Annotated in this window: 17 protein-coding genes; 9 read left to right on the top strand and 8 right to left on the bottom strand. The window is 67.3% G+C overall.

The genetic code is table 11. The features are described from left to right. Positions 1-66 precede the first annotated feature (66 nt). Entirely contained in the window at positions 67-897 is an 831-nt protein-coding gene (locus CFB81_RS27030) for an IclR family transcriptional regulator (protein ID WP_089437204.1), read from the top strand. Between the two features lie 203 nt (positions 898-1,100). On the opposite strand, the gene CFB81_RS27035 is transcribed toward CFB81_RS27030, so the two are convergent. Then, positions 1,101-1,637, bottom strand: a complete 537-nt coding sequence (locus tag CFB81_RS27035; RefSeq protein WP_050012119.1) for a carboxymuconolactone decarboxylase family protein — start codon at positions 1,635-1,637, stop codon at positions 1,101-1,103. A gap of 122 nt (positions 1,638-1,759) precedes the next feature. Here CFB81_RS27035 and CFB81_RS27040 point away from each other — a divergent pair, with 122 nt between their 5' ends. Both CFB81_RS27040 and CFB81_RS27045 read left to right on the top strand, forming a co-directional pair. Then, the gene (locus CFB81_RS27040) at positions 1,760-2,740 is read left to right on the top strand and encodes an AraC family transcriptional regulator (RefSeq protein WP_256976345.1); all 981 of its coding nucleotides are present in this window, start codon (positions 1,760-1,762) and stop codon (positions 2,738-2,740) included. Positions 2,741-2,790: 50 nt separating this feature from the next. Further along, complete coding sequence (locus CFB81_RS27045) at positions 2,791-3,696, top strand: LysR family transcriptional regulator (protein WP_089437206.1); 906 nt, start codon at positions 2,791-2,793, stop codon at positions 3,694-3,696. An 89-nt stretch (positions 3,697-3,785) separates the two neighbouring features. Here the strand turns inward: CFB81_RS27045 and CFB81_RS27050 are convergent, their stop codons facing one another. The 6 genes from CFB81_RS27050 to CFB81_RS27075 all read right to left on the bottom strand — a co-directional run bounded on the left by CFB81_RS27050 (position 3,786) and on the right by CFB81_RS27075 (position 8,935). Then, a complete protein-coding gene (locus CFB81_RS27050) occupies positions 3,786-4,265 on the bottom strand; it encodes a nuclear transport factor 2 family protein (protein WP_058902375.1) in 480 nt (159 codons plus the stop codon). A gap of 50 nt (positions 4,266-4,315) precedes the next feature. Further along, positions 4,316-6,385 (bottom strand): pyridoxamine 5'-phosphate oxidase family protein, encoded by a 2,070-nt coding sequence (locus CFB81_RS27055; protein WP_089437207.1) that lies wholly within the window; start codon positions 6,383-6,385, stop codon positions 4,316-4,318. A gap of 65 nt (positions 6,386-6,450) precedes the next feature. Then, the gene (locus tag CFB81_RS27060) at positions 6,451-7,068 is read right to left on the bottom strand and encodes a glutathione S-transferase family protein (RefSeq protein WP_069621563.1); all 618 of its coding nucleotides are present in this window, start codon (positions 7,066-7,068) and stop codon (positions 6,451-6,453) included. Positions 7,069-7,121: 53 nt separating this feature from the next. After that, on the bottom strand, positions 7,122-7,325 hold the full coding sequence (locus tag CFB81_RS27065; RefSeq protein WP_089437208.1) for a hypothetical protein: 204 nt from the start codon (positions 7,323-7,325) through the stop codon (positions 7,122-7,124). A 2-nt stretch (positions 7,326-7,327) separates the two neighbouring features. After that, the gene (locus CFB81_RS27070; protein WP_058902378.1) at positions 7,328-8,203 is read right to left on the bottom strand and encodes an SDR family NAD(P)-dependent oxidoreductase; all 876 of its coding nucleotides are present in this window, start codon (positions 8,201-8,203) and stop codon (positions 7,328-7,330) included. Between the two features lie 153 nt (positions 8,204-8,356). Continuing rightward, positions 8,357-8,935: a TetR/AcrR family transcriptional regulator gene (locus CFB81_RS27075; RefSeq protein ID WP_058902379.1), complete on the bottom strand. Its 579-nt coding sequence runs from the start codon at positions 8,933-8,935 to the stop codon at positions 8,357-8,359. Between the two features lie 202 nt (positions 8,936-9,137). On the opposite strand from CFB81_RS27075, the gene zwf reads away from it, so the two are divergent. After that, positions 9,138-10,613 (top strand): glucose-6-phosphate dehydrogenase, encoded by a 1,476-nt coding sequence (gene zwf, locus CFB81_RS27080; RefSeq protein WP_069621566.1) that lies wholly within the window; start codon positions 9,138-9,140, stop codon positions 10,611-10,613. A gap of 61 nt (positions 10,614-10,674) precedes the next feature. Here the strand turns inward: zwf and CFB81_RS27085 are convergent, their stop codons facing one another. Further along, positions 10,675-11,616, bottom strand: a complete 942-nt coding sequence (locus CFB81_RS27085) for a LysR family transcriptional regulator (protein WP_069621567.1) — start codon at positions 11,614-11,616, stop codon at positions 10,675-10,677. Between the two features lie 101 nt (positions 11,617-11,717). Between CFB81_RS27085 and CFB81_RS27090 the strand changes: the two genes are divergently transcribed. From CFB81_RS27090 to CFB81_RS27110, 5 genes are all read left to right on the top strand, one after another. After that, positions 11,718-12,920 carry an MFS transporter gene (locus CFB81_RS27090; RefSeq protein ID WP_069621568.1) on the top strand — a complete coding sequence of 401 codons (1,203 nt, stop codon included), beginning with the start codon at positions 11,718-11,720 and terminating at the stop codon, positions 12,918-12,920. Positions 12,921-12,948: 28 nt separating this feature from the next. Further along, positions 12,949-13,272, top strand: coding sequence for an adenylate cyclase (locus tag CFB81_RS27095; RefSeq protein ID WP_069621569.1), 324 nt, complete (start codon positions 12,949-12,951; stop codon positions 13,270-13,272). Between the two features lie 13 nt (positions 13,273-13,285). Further along, entirely contained in the window at positions 13,286-14,236 is a 951-nt protein-coding gene (locus CFB81_RS27100) for an LLM class oxidoreductase (protein WP_069621570.1), read from the top strand. Between the two features lie 148 nt (positions 14,237-14,384). Continuing rightward, positions 14,385-15,191 carry a 2,5-didehydrogluconate reductase DkgB gene (gene dkgB, locus CFB81_RS27105; RefSeq protein WP_089437516.1) on the top strand — a complete coding sequence of 269 codons (807 nt, stop codon included), beginning with the start codon at positions 14,385-14,387 and terminating at the stop codon, positions 15,189-15,191. A gap of 63 nt (positions 15,192-15,254) precedes the next feature. Then, the gene (locus CFB81_RS27110; protein ID WP_069621571.1) at positions 15,255-16,370 is read left to right on the top strand and encodes an alkene reductase; all 1,116 of its coding nucleotides are present in this window, start codon (positions 15,255-15,257) and stop codon (positions 16,368-16,370) included. Positions 16,371-16,378 lie beyond the last annotated feature (8 nt).

The following is a 16,378-nucleotide window of genomic DNA, read 5'->3' on the forward strand; positions in this document are numbered from 1 at the left end:
TAATCAAACGACTGGGGTAAACCTTGGCGGTCGGGCGCCGCCGGTCGTCCGGCTAGAATCGGGCTTATGGAAAAAATCGCCAGAACGAAGAAGACCGCGCCGCCCGAGCGCGACCGCAGGCAGCGCGTCCAGTCCGCGTCGACCGGCCTGCTCGTGCTGAAGGAACTCGCCGCGTGCGGCGGCCGCGCCACGCTGACCGCGCTCGCGGCGCGGCTCGACGAGAATCCCGCGAAGGTTCACCGCTATCTGGCGAGCCTGATGGAGGAATCGTTCGTCACGCAGGAGCGCGCCACCCAGCAATACGTGCTCGGGCCCCAGTGCATCTCGATCGGGCTCGCGGCGATCCGGATGGCCGATCCGATACGGCTCGCCGAACCGTCGCTCGTGCGCCTGCGCGAGCGTCTGGAAGTAACGTGCTTCGTCGCGATCATGGGCAACCGCGGGCCGACGATCATGCGCTTCGAAGAGCCCGGCCTGCCGGTCACGGTCAATGTGCGCGCCGGCTCGGTGATGTCGTTGCTATGGTCCGCAACCGGGCGGCTGTTCCTCGCGCTGCTCGACGAGCCGCGTGTGCGACAGCTTGCGGAAGACGAACTCGCGTCGGCGCCGGCCGAGTTGCGCGCCCAGCTCGATCGGCGCGATCCGGTCGGTAAATTGCAGCGCGAGATTCGCGCGGCCGGCCTCGCGACCGTCTGCGACACCAACCTGAAGGGCATCAGCGCCGTGTCGGCACCGCTATTCGATGCGAACGGACATATGTGCGCGGCGATCACCGCGTTGGGCGCGACCGGCGGCTTCGACGCATCGATCGACGGGCCGGTCGCGACGTCACTGCGCCACGAGGCCGGGCTGATCAGCGGCGAACTCGGGTACAGGACCGATCCCGACGGCCGGTAGTGCGTCAGCGTATCGACGCAGACGGCGGCTTCCTGTCCGCGATACATGCGCGGCGAATTGCGCGGTGACGCAGCGTCAGGCGCCAGCGCGATGGTGCAGCAGCAAGTTGCTGCCCCATCGCGCTGGCGTTACCGACATTCGCGGATGCGGATTGCGCCGTTGATCCGCAGGTTCGGTAAAGGCGGCCCCGATCTGCCGCGCCGTTACGCCACGGCCGGAAAATCGAGCGTCGTATCGTTCACGCGATTGACGAGGTTCGTGAACGTGATCGACGCGATGGCGAGATTGATCTCGATGAGCTGGCGTTCCGTATAGCCCGCTGCGCGCACCGCATCGACGACCGCGACGGGGACCGTGCCGTGCGTACCGACGAGCGTACGGACATACGCGACCAGCGCGTCGCGCGCGGCGTCGCCGGTTGCCGCACCCGCGCGCACCTGCTTCATCTGATCGCTCGTCAGGCCGGCCAGCTTGCCCATCAGCGTGTGAGCGGCGACGCAGTAATCACATCCCGCGTATTCGCTGACCGCCAGCTTGATCGCTTCGATATCGGCCTTGCCGAGCGTGCTCGCCGCGACCGCCGCATCGAACGCCAGCGCCGCGCCGAGCGCTTCGGGGCTTTGCGTGCCGATGGTTGCGTATGCGTTGGGCACCTTGCCGACGGCCTTCTTGATCTTCGCGAACACTTCAGCGGCCGCGCCGGTTGCCTCTTCAGGGCGAATGGTGGTGAGACGGGACATGATCGACTCCTTGCTTCATGGTTGAACGGTTAGCCATGTCGTATGGCATGGGAGTCAGTGTAGGGATGCGCGACCGTTTCTTTAATGCCATACTGCCGCAACTCCATGCTCAAACGTCTCATATGGAAATGCTCGACCGATTGCTGTCGATGATGCCGGTCACGGGGCGACTTGACGTGCGGTGCCACTTCGGGTCGCCGTGGCGCATCGACCATCCCGAGTCGAGCGAGTGGGAACTCCCCTATCACATCCTGTTGCGCGGCGAGGCCGTCGTCGAGTGCGAGCCGGACGGAGAAGACGAACCGACGCTCCGGATGAAGGCGGGCGACATCGTGGTGTTTCCGTCCGGCAGCGCCCATCGGCTGCACGACGGCAGCGGCGAGGCGCCGCGCGCGGCGCGCGAGCGGCACAGGAACGGCCTGACCGTTGCGACGAACGGCAGCGCCAATGCGAACACCGACGTGCTGTGCGGGCGCTTCGTGCTGCCTGCCGTCCCGCAGCAGTTGCTGCGCGACCATCTGCCTCGACGTCTGCTCGTGAGCAGCGTAACGGCGGGGGACGAACAGATGCGCGACGCCGCGTTTGCAGCCACGCGGCTCGCGCGGGTCATCGAGTTGATGCGCGAGGAAGCGCTGGAGCAACGCGCCGGCAGTGCCGCGGTCGTGGATCATCTGTCCGGCGCGCTGTTCGCGTTGACCCTGCGCAGTGCGTCCGACGCAGGCCAAGCGCCGCGCGGGCTGCTTGCACTGGCACAACGTCATCGGCTGCAGCCGGCGCTCGCGGCCATGTTCGACGAGCCGGAAAAGCCCTGGACGCTGGCCCGGCTGGCCGAGCGCTGCCACATGTCGCGCGCGACGTTCGCACGCCACTTCGACGAGGCGATCAGCCGCTCGGCAACCGATGTCCTGACTGAAATCCGCATGGCGCTTGCCGGGCGCAAGCTCGCGCAAACGACAATGTCGGTCGCCGAGATCGGCGAATCGGTCGGATATCGATCCGAGGCCGCGTTCCAGCGGGTGTTCAAACGGCAGGTAGGCATGACGCCGGCGAAGTGGCGCATGCGATCGTCGAGAGTCGCGGAGCCGGAAGCGCGTTCATCCTGACGCACGATGCGCGCGAGGCCACGTTCACTTCACCCGGATATCTTTCATACATGGACAGGCTCCAGGCCATGACCACCTTCGTCACGGTGGTCGAGACGGAAGGGTTCGCATCGGCGGCGCGCAAGCTGAACGTATCGCCGTCGGTGATCAGCCGCGTGATGACGGAACTCGAGGAATATCTGGGCGTGCGGCTGTTGACGCGGACGACGCGCGTGGTCCGCATCACCGATGCGGGCGCGTCGTTTTACGAAGACTGCCGGCGCATTCTGGCGGACATCGACGCGGCCGAGCTTTCCGCCACCGGCACCGGCAATACGCCACGCGGCCAGCTCACCGTCACGGCGCCCGTGCTGTTCGGCAAGAGCTACGTGACGCCGATCGCGCTCGAGTATCTGGAGCAGCATCCTTTCGTCAATCTCAACTGCTGGTTTCTGGACCGCGTCGTCAATCTCGTCGATGAAGGCGCCGACGTTGCCGTGCGCATCGGCGAGCTGCCGAACTCGTCGCTGCAGGCGATCGCGGTCGGCAAGGTACGCCGCGTGCTGTGCGCTTCCCCCGCTTATCTCGGTGCGCACGGCACGCCGCAGCATCCGGACGATCTCGCGGCTCACGTCACGATTCAGGCGACGGGAATCACGCCCGCGCCCGAATGGCGCTTCCGCGCGCGGGACAAGACGCTCACCGTCCCCATCCAGCCGCGCCTGCTCACCACGACGAACGATTCCGCGATTGCCGCGGCAACGGCTGGTCTCGGCATCGTGCGCCTGCTGTCCTATCAGGTGGTCGACGAACTCGCGCAAGGCACGCTGTGCGTGCTGCTGGCCGAACACGAACTTGCGCCGCTTCCGGTTCATGTCGTGCATCGCGAAGGCAGGTACGCGAACCGGAAAGCGCGCGCGTTCATCGATCTCTGCGTCGAAAGGCTGAGAGCCCAGGCGCCGATGTGGTCTGCATAGCCGACACCGGCGAGTCGGCACGGCGCAAGCGGCGGAACCGTCCCGACCGGCACGCGTATCGGGCGTCGCGTTCCGTATGCAAGCAGGCCTTACAGACCGAGATCGCTCAGGCCCGGATGATCGTCGGGCCTGCGCCCGAGCGGCCAGAAGAACTTGCGGTCGGCCTCGGCGATCGGCAGATCGTTGATGCACGCATGGCGGTGATGCATGAGGCCATCGTCACCGAATTCCCAGTTCTCGTTGCCGTACGAGCGATACCAGTTCTGCGCGTCGTCATGCCACTCGTAGGCGAAGCGTACGGCAATCCGGTTGCCGCCGTACGCCCACAACGCCTTGATGAGCCGGTAGTCGAGTTCGCGCTGCCACTTGCGTGTGAGCAGCGCAACGATCGCCGGACGGCCCGTCGCGAATTCGGCGCGGTTGCGCCACACGCTGTCGACGCTGTACGCGAGCGAAACCTGCTCCGGATTGCGCGTGTTCCACCCGTCTTCCGCGAGCCGCACTTTCTCGATCGCCGTCTCCAGCGAGAACGGTGGAACCGGCGGGCGAACAACGTTGACGTCTTTCATGATCAAACTCCTTTCGTTGGGAATCGTCGCCGGGCGACGAGGGTTCTGAATCACACGTCGAGCAGCAGACGGTCGCCGCCGCCCGATTCGCGATGCGCGGGCACCGCGCAGCAGATCAGCGCTTCGTCGTCCGGTACCTTGAATTCCGGCGCGACCGGATACGTCACAGCGCCTTCGACGATCCGGGTGCGGCAGGTGCCGCAACTGCCTCCTCGGCACCCGTATTCGGGCGTCAGGCCGCGCGCCTCGGCCAGGTCCAGCAGCGAGCCGCTGCCCGGCTGCCAGCGCGCTTCCTTGCCCGACTTGACGAACGCGACGGGTGTCGGCGTATCCGCCGGCGCACGCAGCGGGGTACTCGCGCCCGAATCGGCTCGACGCTTGAGCCCGGAAGGACCGAACGACTCCGCGTGGATTCGGTGGTCCGCCACGTTCAGGTCGCGAAGCCCGTCATAGACCGCTTGCATGAAGCCCGACGGTCCGCACAGATAGAAGTCGTAGTCGTCGAACGGCAGCGTGGCGCGCAGCAGGTTCGCATCGATGCGGCCGACGACGTCGAACTCGTCGCCCTCGCGCGCGCCGGTCGCGTCCGACAGGACGCGCACCACGTTCACCGCGCCGTTCGCCGCCGACGCGAGCTCGCCGATCTCGTCGCCGAACGCGCGCTCCTTCACGGAGCGTGCGGCGTGAAAGAACCAGGTCTTGCGCGTGCCGCGCTTGCGCGCGCCTTCGTAGACGATGTGACGCAGCATCGCCAGCATCGGCGTCACCCCGACACCGGCCGCCAGCAACACGGCAGGACGCCGCTCGAGCGCATCGATCGTGAATTGCCCGGCGGGTGCCCGGACGTCGATGCGGTCACCGACCTGCACCCCGTCATGCAGATGCGACGACACGCGCCCTTCCCGCTTCACGCTGATGCGATACACACCGTCCGACGGCGCGCTCGACACCGTATAAGTGCGAATGAGCGGATCGCCGCCCTCCGACAGATTCACGCGAATCGGCACGTGCTGGCCCGCCAGGTGCGGCACCAATCCGGCGCCGTCCGCAGGCTCGAGCTGGAACGAGCGAATCAGCGTGCTCTCGTCGGTGATTTTCGCGACCCTGAACGGACGCCACGCCCGTGCCAGTTCGGCGGCCCTCAGGCGGCTCGCGGCCTCGTCCCAGCTGCCCGTCATCAGCGAGTTGGGCGACCAGCCTTCCGCCCGGAACGTCCAGCGCAACGGCAATGCGCCGGCGCGATAAACGACGCGGCGCGGCTTGAAACGCCACAGTCGCTCCGCGCCCTGAAATGCGGCGATCTCGGGCGAATCGAGGTCGACTTCGGCTTCGCCGGTCATCTGCAACACGTCGCCGGTTTCGAAGTCGGCGAACACGATGCCCGCGCGCGGATTGACCCGAAAATTGCCGAGCGTCGCGAAGAACAGGTTGCCGGCGAAATCCGGGATCGTCAGCACGCCGTCGTCGCCGATACGCACGAACCCGGCCTTGCCGCCGCGATGCGAAACGTCGACCTGACGCTCGGCGCCGTCGCCGACGTAGGATGCAACGAACAGCGTGTCGGCCGCCGCGATGATCGCGCGGGCGCGATCGTCGAGACGATCGCTTTCCTCCGGTGCGATTCCCGAGAACGTATCGGGTTCGCGGACGAACGCGAAATCGCGCAACTGGATGTATTGCGGGCAGTTGCCGAAGCTCTGCACGACGTCGAGATCGAATGCGCGCGTCTCGCCGCGACGGATCATGCCGTTCAGGCGATTGCGACGCCGCGTATGCAGTTCGATGCCGAGCAGGCCGATCGCCGCGCCGTCGTGCGTGCCGCCGGCAGCCGGATCGTTCGGATCGAATACGGTGTCGATGCGCAGGCGTTTGTCGTTCGGCGACTGCATGAAGCCGGGCTGGCCGAATGCGAAGGTCGCCCATACGTCTGCGTCGTCGGCCACCGCGCCGACGACGACGAAAGGCAACTGCGCGAAGAACGCGCGATGCTGGTCGGGCATGTGATCCCTGACGAAGCGTCGTCCCACGCTGTCCATCTTCTGCATCACGCCCGTCTTTTCCTGCAGCTCGAGTTCGCCCCGATGCCATGGCGAGTTCGCTTCATTCGATACCGTGCTCACGATGTGTCTCCTCGACGGATTCTGCACATGACGCATTCGGCGCGCCTTGACGCGCCCGGCGTCGCTCACGCAGCCGCCGCGAGCCCGACCGGCGTCTTCACGAACTCGACGAAGCCCGGCAACGCTTCGATGCGGCGCAGCCATGCCGCGACGTTCGAATAGCCCGACAGGTCCACATTGCCTTCGGGGGCGCGCGCGACGTAGCCATACAACGCGACGTCGGCGATGGTGGGCTTCGGCCCGACGATGAAGTCGCGCTCCGCGAGTTCGGCGTCGATGAGCGCGAGGATGCGATGCGCACGGGCAATCACTTCGTCGGCGTTGAACTTCGCACCGAAGACCGTGATGAGCCGCGCGGCGGCCGGGCCGAAGGCGATCTCGCCGGCCGCGACGGACAACCAGCGCTGGACGGCGGCTTCCTGCGCGGGCGATTGCGGGAGGAAGTCGCTGTTGCCCGACGTGCGGGCGAGATACACGAGGATGGCATTCGAATCGGCGATCACGGTGTCCCCGTCGACCAGCACCGGCACCTGACCGAAGCGGTTCAGCGCCAGAAATTCAGGCGACTTGTGCGCGCCGGCGGCCAGGTCGACTTCAATCAGTTCGTGCTCGATGCCGAGCAGCGAGATGAGCAGGCGTGCGCGGTGCGAATGACCGGAAAGCGGGTGAACGTAGAGCTTCATGACTGTGTCCCTTTGGAAGGTGCGACGAGCAGGTCTCATCGCTTGAGGCAAGTCTAGAAACTCGGCGGTTGCGACAGAATCCCCGCTGAGGAGAATTGATCGTTCTCGTTTCGCGAATGGTCGGGCGAGAGCCGGCGGGCGATGCGGACCCACGCGGCGTTTTTGCGCGCCGGGCCGCCGGCGAAATCGATCGCGCCGGCATGCGACCCGGCTTGCGCGAGCGACGCCGTCGATGCGCCGCCCGCGACGACGGCCACCCTTACTCGATCGCCTTGAGCGCCTGCAGCCCGTCCGGCAGCTTCGCGTCCGGAAACTGCGTGGACAGCGTGGCGTCCCGCCACCGCGCCGCCTCTTCCGCGCGCTGCCGTTCCGCCTGCTCGCAGACGAACAGCGCATCGCCGCCGAGCAGCAGGCGCAGCGGCACGTCGTCGCGGCGCGACAGGTCGACGATCAGCGCCGCGATCCGCGCGGGATCGCCGACCTCGTGCCCGCCATACGCACCGAGCAGGTCGAGGATCTTGCCGACCGACGGCTGATAGTCGGGCAGCAGATCGTCGATGCCGCGCTTCGCCCGCGCGGCCCATTCGGTCCGCATCCCGCCCGGTTCGAGCGTGCACACGCGCACGCCGAACGGCGCGACTTCCTTCGCGAGCACGTCGCTGAATCCGCCGACCGCCCACTTCGCGGCCTGATACGCGGACAACCCGGGTGTCGACGTCCGCCCGCCGACCGACGACACCTGGAAGATGCGCCCCGCGCGTTGTGCGCGCATCGTCGGCAGCACCGCGCGCGTCAGATTGATCACGCCGAACAGGTTCGTTTCGATCTGGTCGCGGAACACGTCGGCGCCCATCTGCTCGAACGGCGCCGTATGGCCGTAGCCCGCGTTGTTCACCAGCACGTCGATGCGGCCGAACGCGGCGCATGCCGCCGAGACAGCCTGCTCGGCCGCCGCTTCGTCGGTGACGTCGAGCGCGACCGGCAGCAATCGGTCGCCGTACCGTTCGGCCAGATCGGCCAGTTGCGCCGGATCGCGTGCGCCGGCCACCAGTCGGTCGCCCGCCGCCAGCACGGCTTCCGAAATCGCGCGTCCCAGGCCGCGTGCGGCCCCTGTTACCAACCAGACTTTCGACATTTTCCACTCCTTGATCGTGGTGAAACAATTAAAATGAATGATTACTCACTCATTAATATGGACGATGAATCGATCCTTCCCGACCTGCATCGCCCTGCCTGAAACGCCCTGCCCGTCGTCGCGGCACGCGCCGCCCCGACGGCCATGCCTGACTCATACCGTGTGCAACACGGCCCACAACGCGCGAAACCCGGCTTCCCGGTACGCATCGGCCCGCGCGGGATCGCGTGCGATCGATTCCATCGCGATGTCCGCGATCGACGTAAACACCGCCGAGCAGAACGCATGGGCTTCGTCGCGGTTCAGCGCGCCCGACGCGGCGACCTGTTCGCGCAGCAGCGCGCGAATCGCGCCGAAACCCTCGGCGCCGGCCGCGCGATTCGCGTCGTCGATGCGCCCGCTCACGCCGAGCTGCTGCAGCGCGCGCCGGCCGTCCGGATTCGCGACACCCCACGACACATAGCCGTTCCACGCATGCCGCACCGCCTGCTCGGCCGGCGCATGTTCCGGAAACCCGGTCATCATCGCTTCGCGCATGTCGGCCTTCAGGCTCACGTACAGCGCGTTCAACAACGCATCCTTGGTCTCGAAATACGTGAACACCGTGCCTTCCGCCACGCCGGCCAGCCTTGCAATACGCGCGGTCGTCGCGGTCGCGCCGTCCTCGGCGAGCGCGCGCGCGGCCGCGGCGAGGATGGCTTCGTGCTTGTCGGGACTGCGCGGTCGGGCCACGTTCGACTCCTTTAATGAGTGAGCGCTCAATCATAATCGGACCGTCGTCGGAAATGCAAGCCCTGTTACATCCGGACGAACGCGCACGCAAACCATCAAAACGGTGCACTATTGCGTTTTGCCGTACCGGCGCCCGCTCATCCGGCGCCTCATTGCCCTCGACGTTCGTTTCACGTTCACCGTTTCAAACCGCGAACCTCCCATGACGAATCAGCCTTCCCAAACCGCGGCCGACCGGCCCGTCGACATGATCATCTTCGGCGGCGGCGGCGACCTGGCCGCCCGCAAGCTGTTGCCCGCGCTGTACATGGCGCACCTGCACTGCAATCTTCCGCCCGAGACGCGCATCATCGCCGTCGGCCGCCGCGACTGGGGCATCGACGGCTATCGCAAGTTCATGGACGAGCAGTCGCGCCCGTTCATCGACGAGAAGGCGTTCGACGCCGACGCGTGGAGCCGCTTCCTCGACCTGTTCAAGTACGTGCTGATCGACGTGAACGCGCCGGACGACTACCTGCGGCTCGCCGAAGCGGCGCGTGGCGACGCGATCCGCGTGTTCTACCTGTCGACGTCGCCAGAGCTGTTCACGACGATCTGCGACAACCTGTCGGCCGCGCACCTCGTCGACGCGCACTCGCGCGTCGTCCTCGAAAAGCCGCTGGGGCACGATCTCGCGTCCGCGAAGGCGATCAACGACGCGGTCGGCAAGCACTTCGAGGAATCGCAGATCTACCGGATCGACCACTATCTCGGCAAGGAAACCGTGCAGAACCTGATGGTGCTGCGCTTCGGCAACCCGATCTTCGGGCCGCTGTGGCAGGCGCCGAACATCCGCAGCGTGCAGATCACGGTCGCGGAAACGGTCGGCGTCGGCAGCCGCGCGGGCTTCTACGACCATACCGGCGCGCTGCGCGACATGGTGCAGAACCACCTGCTGCAACTGCTGTGCATCGTCGCGATGGAGCCGCCCGTGTCGCTCGACCCGGACGCGGTGCGCGACGAGAAGCTGAAGGTGCTGCGCTCGCTGCGGCCGATGTCGCTGTCGGACGTCGCGCGCGACACGGTACGCGGCCAGTACACGGCCGGCGCCGTCGACGGCCAGCCGGTCAAGGGCTATCTCGAGGAAGACAACGTGCCGGCGGACAGCCGTGCGGAAACCTTCGTCGCGCTACGCGCGCACATCAACAACTGGCGCTGGGCGAACGTGCCGTTCTTCCTGCGCACCGGCAAGCGGCTGCAGCGCCGCCAGTCGGAAATCGTGATCGAGTTCGCGGACATGCCGTTCTCGATCATCCCGACCGGCCCGCGCAATTACGGCAACCGTCTCGTGATCCAGCTCCAGCCGGAAGAGTCGATCCAGCTGCAGATGCTCGCGAAGGAACCGGGCAGCGGGATGAACATGGTGCCGGTGAGCCTGAACCTCGACCTGCAGCAGGCGATTCCGGAACGGCGCGCGGAAGCGTACGAACGGCTGCTGATCGACGTGATCCGCGGCCGCCTCACGCACTTCATGCGCCGCGACGAACTCGAAGCCGCCTGGTCGTGGGTCGAGCCGATCCTCGACGGCTGGAAGCAGCTCGGCGACCGGCCGCGCCTGTACACGGCCGGCACGTTCGGGCCCGCGGCTTCGTCGGCGCTGCTCGCGCGCGACGGGATGTCCTGGGCTGAAGAGGCGTAATCGCCGCACGACGGCGTGCCGCCGCGCGGCACGCCGGATCCCGCAGGGCAGCGCCGCGTCGCTACTGCGACTCCATCCACGCGGCCTTGCGCCGCGCCGGCGCATCGCCGCCGCTGCCGCCGCCCAGCACCTCGATCAGGTAATCGACGAACGACGCGATCCGCGACGAGATCGCGGTATTGCGGTAGTACACCGCGTGAATCGGCTGCCGGACGTCGAGCGTCTGGCGCGCAAGCACCTGCACCAGCCGCCCCGCTTCGCGATCCTGTGCGGTCACGAAATCCGACAGGCAGACGACGCCCGTGCCCGCCAGCGCGAGTTGCCGCAGCGTCTCGCCGCTCGAAGACCAGACGTCGGGCTCGATGCGGCAGGGCTCGCCGTCCGTGCCGAGGATCGGCCATACGTTCAACGATTCGGGCTGCGTGAAGCCGAGCAGCGTGTGCTTCGGCAGATCCTCGACCTTGCGCGGCTGCCCGTGCGCTTCGATGTAGTCGGGGCTGGCCAGGATGCGCACCCGGCTGTTACCGATGCGCCGGCTGTGCAGCGTCGAATCCTTCAGCCGGCCGATCCGGATCGCGACGTCGGTGCGCCGCTCCAGCAGGTCGATGATGCCCTCGTTGCTGTTCAGCTCCAGCTCGACCTTCGGGAAGCGTTCGCGGTAGCCGCGCACGAGCGGCACGATCACGTGCAGCATGAACGGCGTCGCGGCGTCGACGCGCAGGCGCCCGGACGGCATCTCGCGCCGCGCGAGCATCTGCTCTTCCGCGTTCTCGACCGATTCGATGATCGCGCGCGCATCCTGCAGGAACGCGCGCCCTTCCTCCGTCAGTTCGAGCCGGCGCGTGGTCCGGCGCAGCAGCGTGGTCTTCAGTTTTTCCTCGAGCCGCGCGAGCGTGCGGCTCGTCGCCGACACGGTGAGGTCGAGCTGCAGGGCGGCGGCGGTGATCGAACCGGTGTCGACCACGGCGGCAAAGGCCTGGAGTTCATCGAGAGTGATCTTCATTGTTGATTTGAAATCAAAACAATTTGGTTTATAGACCAGTTTTTCCGCAAAAGTAAAGCCGGCACACTGCGATCCATTCCTACTGAAACCCGGATCCTGTCATGCCACTCGCGTTGCTTGCGCTGACCATCAGCGCCTTTGCCATCGGCACCACCGAATTCGTGATCGTCGGGCTGATCCCGACGATCGGCGCCGACCTCGGCGTCAGCCTGCCGTCCGCCGGCCTGCTCGTCAGCCTGTACGCGCTGAGCGTGGCCATCGGCGCGCCGCTCCTCACCGCGCTCACCGGCCGCGTGCCGCGCAAGGCGCTGCTCGCCGGGCTGATGGCGCTCTTCACCGTCGGCAACCTCGTCGCGTGGCAGGCGCCGGGCTACGAATCGCTGATCGTCGCGCGCGTGCTCACCGGCCTCGCGCACGGCGTGTTCTTCTCGGTCGGCTCGATCATCGCGACCACGCTCGTGCCGAAGGACAAGGCCGCCAGCGCGATCGCGACGATGTTCAGCGGGATGACCGTCGCGTTCGTCGCGGGCATTCCGCTCGGCACCTTCATCGGCCAGCACTTCGGCTGGCGCGCGACGTTCCTGATCGTCGCGCTGTTCGGCCTCGTCGCGTTCCTCGGCGCGGTCGCGTTCGTGCCGCGCGGGCTGCCGCAGACGCCGCCCGCTCCGCTCGCCCGCCAACTGCGCGTGCTGGCCCAGCCGCGCCTGCTGCTCGTCTATGCGATGACGGCGGTCGGCTACGGCGGCTCGCTGATCGCGTTCACGTACATGGCGCCGCTGCTCGAACAGATCGCCGGCTTCACGCCGTCGCAGGTCAGCCTCGTGCTCGTCGGCTACGGCGTATCGGTCGCGGTCGGCAACGTATGGGGCGGCAAGCTCGCGGACGCCGTCGGCCCCGTGAAGGCGCTCAAGCGGATCTTCCTGCTGCTCGCGATCGTGCTGCTCGCGCTGACCTTCACGATCCATGTGAAATGGCTCGCGGTGCTGACGATGCTCGCGTGGGGTGCCGTGGCGTTCGGCAACGTGCCGGGGCTGCAGGTGTACGTCGTCAAGCAGGCGCGCCACTTCGCGCCGGACGCCACCGACGTCGCGTCGGGCTTCAACATCGCCGCCTTCAACCTCGGCGTGGCCGGCGGATCGTCGCTCGGCGGCCTGATCGTCGCGAACGTCGGCCTCGGCCACACGCCGTGGATCGCCGCCGTCGTCACGCTCGGCGCGTTTGCCCTCACCGCGCTGAGCGGCCGTCTCGACGGCCGTCAGGGCCTGCCGGAACGCACGGCCGAACCCGTCGAACTCGCGCATTGAACGTCATCTTTTTGCAGGAGCCATCAGCATGAACGCATCGACCCAACGTCCGCCGTTCGCCGGCAAGACTTTCGAAGTCCGTTACGACGGCCTCACCGCGCTCAACGCGTACGACGAAGACGGCCTCCACATGCGCTACGAGATCACCGAAGGCCCGTACGCGGGCGCGCAGGGCGAAGTCGAATACACGTGGCAGCCGATCGCCGGCGACACCTACGCGATCTCGTGGCAGGAAGCCGATCGCGCCACCGTCGTGCATATCGACGATTTCGCCGCGGGCACGTCGCGCTCGTTCTTCACCGCGCCGTCGCTCGATTTCTACCGGCTCGACGGCAGCCTGCGCGCGGTCTGAACGGAGCCCGACCATGTCCACTTCACTCGACACGCTCGTCTCCGGCGGCTTCAGCATCGGCATCGAACTGCCGCTCGACAACGACTGGACGCCGTCCGGCAACGCGAAACGCCGGCATGACGGCCGCCACGCCGGCGTGCCCAGCCTCGAAATCCACGCGGAGCTCGCGCAACTGGCAGACACGCTCGGCTTTCGCGCGCTCTGGGTGCGCGACGTGCCGGTGTACGACCCGTCGTTCGGCGATGCCGCGCAGGTGTTCGAAACGTTCTCGTATCTCGGCTACCTCGCCGGAATCACGCACGACATCCTGCTCGGCACCGCAGCCGTCGTGCTGCCGCTGCGCGAACCGCTGCTGACGCTGAAATCGGCCGCGACGATCCAGGAACTGAGCGGCGGTCGCCTGCTGCTCGGCGTCGCGAGCGGCGACCGGCCGGTCGAATATCCGCTGTTCGGCCGCGACTTCGCCACGCGCGGTGCGAACTTCCGCGACCAGATCGCGCTGCTGCGCGACGGCGCGCGCGGGCACTTGCCGCCCGGCCTGGAAGTGCTGCCCGCCGCCCGTTCGCCGGTGCCGCTGCTCGTCGCGGGTCTCGCGCAGCAAACGCCCGCATGGATCGGCGAGCACATGGACGGCTGCCTCGCGTATCCGGGCACGCCGGCCGATCACCTGCAGCGCGCCGCGAACTGGCACGCGGTGGCCGGCGACAAGCCGTACGTGAGCTTCATCCACCTCGACCTCGCGGAAGATCCGCACGAACCGCTGCAGCGGCACCGCTTCGGCGCCCGCGCGGGGCGCATCGCGCTGACGGAAGAACTCGCGGCAATGCGCGATGCGGGCGTGCAGCACATCGGCCTGCATTTCCGCCGCAACCGGCGGCCGCTCGACGAGACGATGGCCGAAATCGCATCGGACGTGCTGCCCGCATTCCATCCGAACACGACGCCGCAGACGCGCGCCGCATAAGGGCGACCACGGTCCGGACGCCCGCGGCACGACTGATATTTGACTTTAAATCAAATATTTTTGACTTATGAAGGCGTTTATCTCATCAGTCTCACGCGCCAGAATGACGTCCATACCGCAATCGTTCCCCCTCTTTCAGGAGCACATGATGAGCAAGATTCCCGCATTCGGCCTCGGTACGTTCCGCCTGCAAGGCCAGGTCGTCATCGACTCGGTCCGCAACGGCCTCGAAGTCGGCTACCGCGCGATCGACACCGCGCAGATCTACGGCAACGAAGCCGAAGTCGGCGAAGCGATCGCCGCGTCGGGCGTGCGCCGCGAAGACCTGTTCCTCACGACGAAGATCTGGGTCGACAACTACGCGCCGGAAAAACTGGCGGCCAGCCTCGAGGAAAGCCTGCGCAAGCTGCGCACCGACGTCGTCGACCTGACGCTGATCCACTGGCCGGCGCCGGGCAACGGCGTGTCGATCGACGCGTTCATGACCGCGCTGGCGGACGCGAAGGCGAAGGGCCTCACGCGCCAGATCGGCATCTCGAACTTCAACATCGAACTGACGAAGGAAGCGATCGCGGCCGTCGGCAAGGACGCGATCGCGACGAACCAGATCGAACTGAGCCCGTACCTGCAGAACCGCAAGCTGGTCGAATTCCTGAACGCCGAAGGCATTCACGTGACGTCGTACATGACGCTCGCGTACGGCAAGGTGCTCGGCGACCCGGTGATCGGCGCGATCGCGCAGCGCCATCACGCGACGCCGGCGCAAGTCGCGCTCGCATGGGCGCTGCAACTCGGCTACTCGGTGATTCCGTCGTCGACCAAGCGCGAAAACCTCGCGAGCAACCTGCTCGCGCAGACGCTGCGCCTGACCGACGAAGACATCGCGCAGATCGCCGCGCTCGAACGCAACGGCCGCGAAGTCGATCCGGCCGGTCTCGCGCCGAAGTGGGACTGAGCGCCGCTTTCTTGATCGACCGCCCGCGGCCAGCCGGCCGCGGACACTGAAGAGGACACCACCATGACCCAGGACCCGCTTTTCCAACCGCTGCGACTCGGCGCGCTGACGCTGCCGAACCGCATCGTGATGCCGCCGATGACGCGCTCGCGCGCGAGCCAGCCCGGCGACGAAGCCAACGAACTGATGGCCGCGTATTACGCGCAGCGCGCGAGTGCGGGCCTGATCGTCAGCGAAGGCACCTACATCGCGCCGCTCGGCAAGGGCTACGCATGGACACCCGGCATTCACACGCCGTCGCAGGTCGCCGGATGGCGCAAGGTGACGGACGCCGTGCATGCCGCGCACGGCCGCATCTTCGCGCAGCTGTGGCACGTCGGCCGGCTGAGCCACACGAGCCTGCTCGGCGGCGCGCAACCCGTGTCGTCGTCGCCGCTCCAGGCGAAGGGCGTGAACGTGTTCATCGCCGGCGAGGACGGCAGCACGCCGGGCTTCGTGCAGGCGTCCGAGCCGCGCGCGCTGTCGATCGACGAGATCCGCGAGATCGTCGACCAGTACCGCACCGCCGCCCGCCACGCGATCGAAGCCGGCTTCGACGGCGTCGAGCTGCACGGCGCGAACGGCTACCTCGTGAACCAGTTCATCGATTCGAACGCGAACACGCGCACCGACGCCTACGGCGGCTCGCTGGAGAACCGGCTGCGCTTCCTGCGCGAAGTCACGCAGGCGCTGATCGACGGGACCGGCGATGCATCGCGCGTGGGCATCCGCCTCGCGCCGCTGACGACGCTGAACGGCTGCGTCGACGACGATCCGGAAACGACCTACCTCGCCGCCGCGAAGCTGCTCGGCGAACTCGGCGTCGGCTACCTGCACATCGCGGAAGCCGACTGGGACGATGCGCCGCTGATGCCGGTCGCCTTCAAGCAGCAATTGCGCGCCGCGTTCCCGGGCGTGCTGATCTATGCCGGCGCATACACCGCCGAGCGCGCCCGCGAGGCGATCGCCGCCGGCTGGGCCGACCTCGTCGCATTCGGCCGCCCGTTCGTCGCGAACCCCGATCTCCCCGAGCGGCTGCGCACCGGCGCCGCGCTCGCGCCGCACGATCGCAATACGCTGTTCGGCGGCGGCGCCCACGGCCTGACCGACTATCCGACGCTCGCGCAAGCCGCGGCATGACGATCGAC

It is taken from the genome of Burkholderia sp. AU28863 (assembly GCF_002223195.1).
GTDB classification, from domain to species: Bacteria; Pseudomonadota; Gammaproteobacteria; order Burkholderiales; family Burkholderiaceae; genus Burkholderia; species Burkholderia sola.

What these genes read in the sequence shown, in the direction of transcription:
- CFB81_RS27060 (WP_069621563.1), bottom strand. Translation starts at nt 7,068, where the DNA reads ATGAAGCTCTACGTTCACCCGCTTTCCGGTCATTCGCACCGCGCACGC.
- CFB81_RS27045 (WP_089437206.1), top strand. Translation starts at nt 2,791, where the DNA reads ATGGACAGGCTCCAGGCCATGACCACCTTCGTCACGGTGGTCGAGACG.
- CFB81_RS27090 (WP_069621568.1), top strand. Translation starts at nt 11,718, where the DNA reads ATGCCACTCGCGTTGCTTGCGCTGACCATCAGCGCCTTTGCCATCGGC.
- dkgB (WP_089437516.1), top strand. Translation starts at nt 14,385, where the DNA reads ATGAGCAAGATTCCCGCATTCGGCCTCGGTACGTTCCGCCTGCAAGGC.
- CFB81_RS27030 (WP_089437204.1), top strand. Translation starts at nt 67, where the DNA reads ATGGAAAAAATCGCCAGAACGAAGAAGACCGCGCCGCCCGAGCGCGAC.
- CFB81_RS27050 (WP_058902375.1), bottom strand. Translation starts at nt 4,265, where the DNA reads ATGAAAGACGTCAACGTTGTTCGCCCGCCGGTTCCACCGTTCTCGCTG.
- CFB81_RS27070 (WP_058902378.1), bottom strand. Translation starts at nt 8,203, where the DNA reads ATGTCGAAAGTCTGGTTGGTAACAGGGGCCGCACGCGGCCTGGGACGC.
- CFB81_RS27035 (WP_050012119.1), bottom strand. Translation starts at nt 1,637, where the DNA reads ATGTCCCGTCTCACCACCATTCGCCCTGAAGAGGCAACCGGCGCGGCC.
- CFB81_RS27095 (WP_069621569.1), top strand. Translation starts at nt 12,949, where the DNA reads ATGAACGCATCGACCCAACGTCCGCCGTTCGCCGGCAAGACTTTCGAA.
- CFB81_RS27040 (WP_256976345.1), top strand. Translation starts at nt 1,760, where the DNA reads ATGGAAATGCTCGACCGATTGCTGTCGATGATGCCGGTCACGGGGCGA.
- CFB81_RS27100 (WP_069621570.1), top strand. Translation starts at nt 13,286, where the DNA reads ATGTCCACTTCACTCGACACGCTCGTCTCCGGCGGCTTCAGCATCGGC.
- CFB81_RS27110 (WP_069621571.1), top strand. Translation starts at nt 15,255, where the DNA reads ATGACCCAGGACCCGCTTTTCCAACCGCTGCGACTCGGCGCGCTGACG.
- zwf (WP_069621566.1), top strand. Translation starts at nt 9,138, where the DNA reads ATGACGAATCAGCCTTCCCAAACCGCGGCCGACCGGCCCGTCGACATG.
- CFB81_RS27085 (WP_069621567.1), bottom strand. Translation starts at nt 11,616, where the DNA reads ATGAAGATCACTCTCGATGAACTCCAGGCCTTTGCCGCCGTGGTCGAC.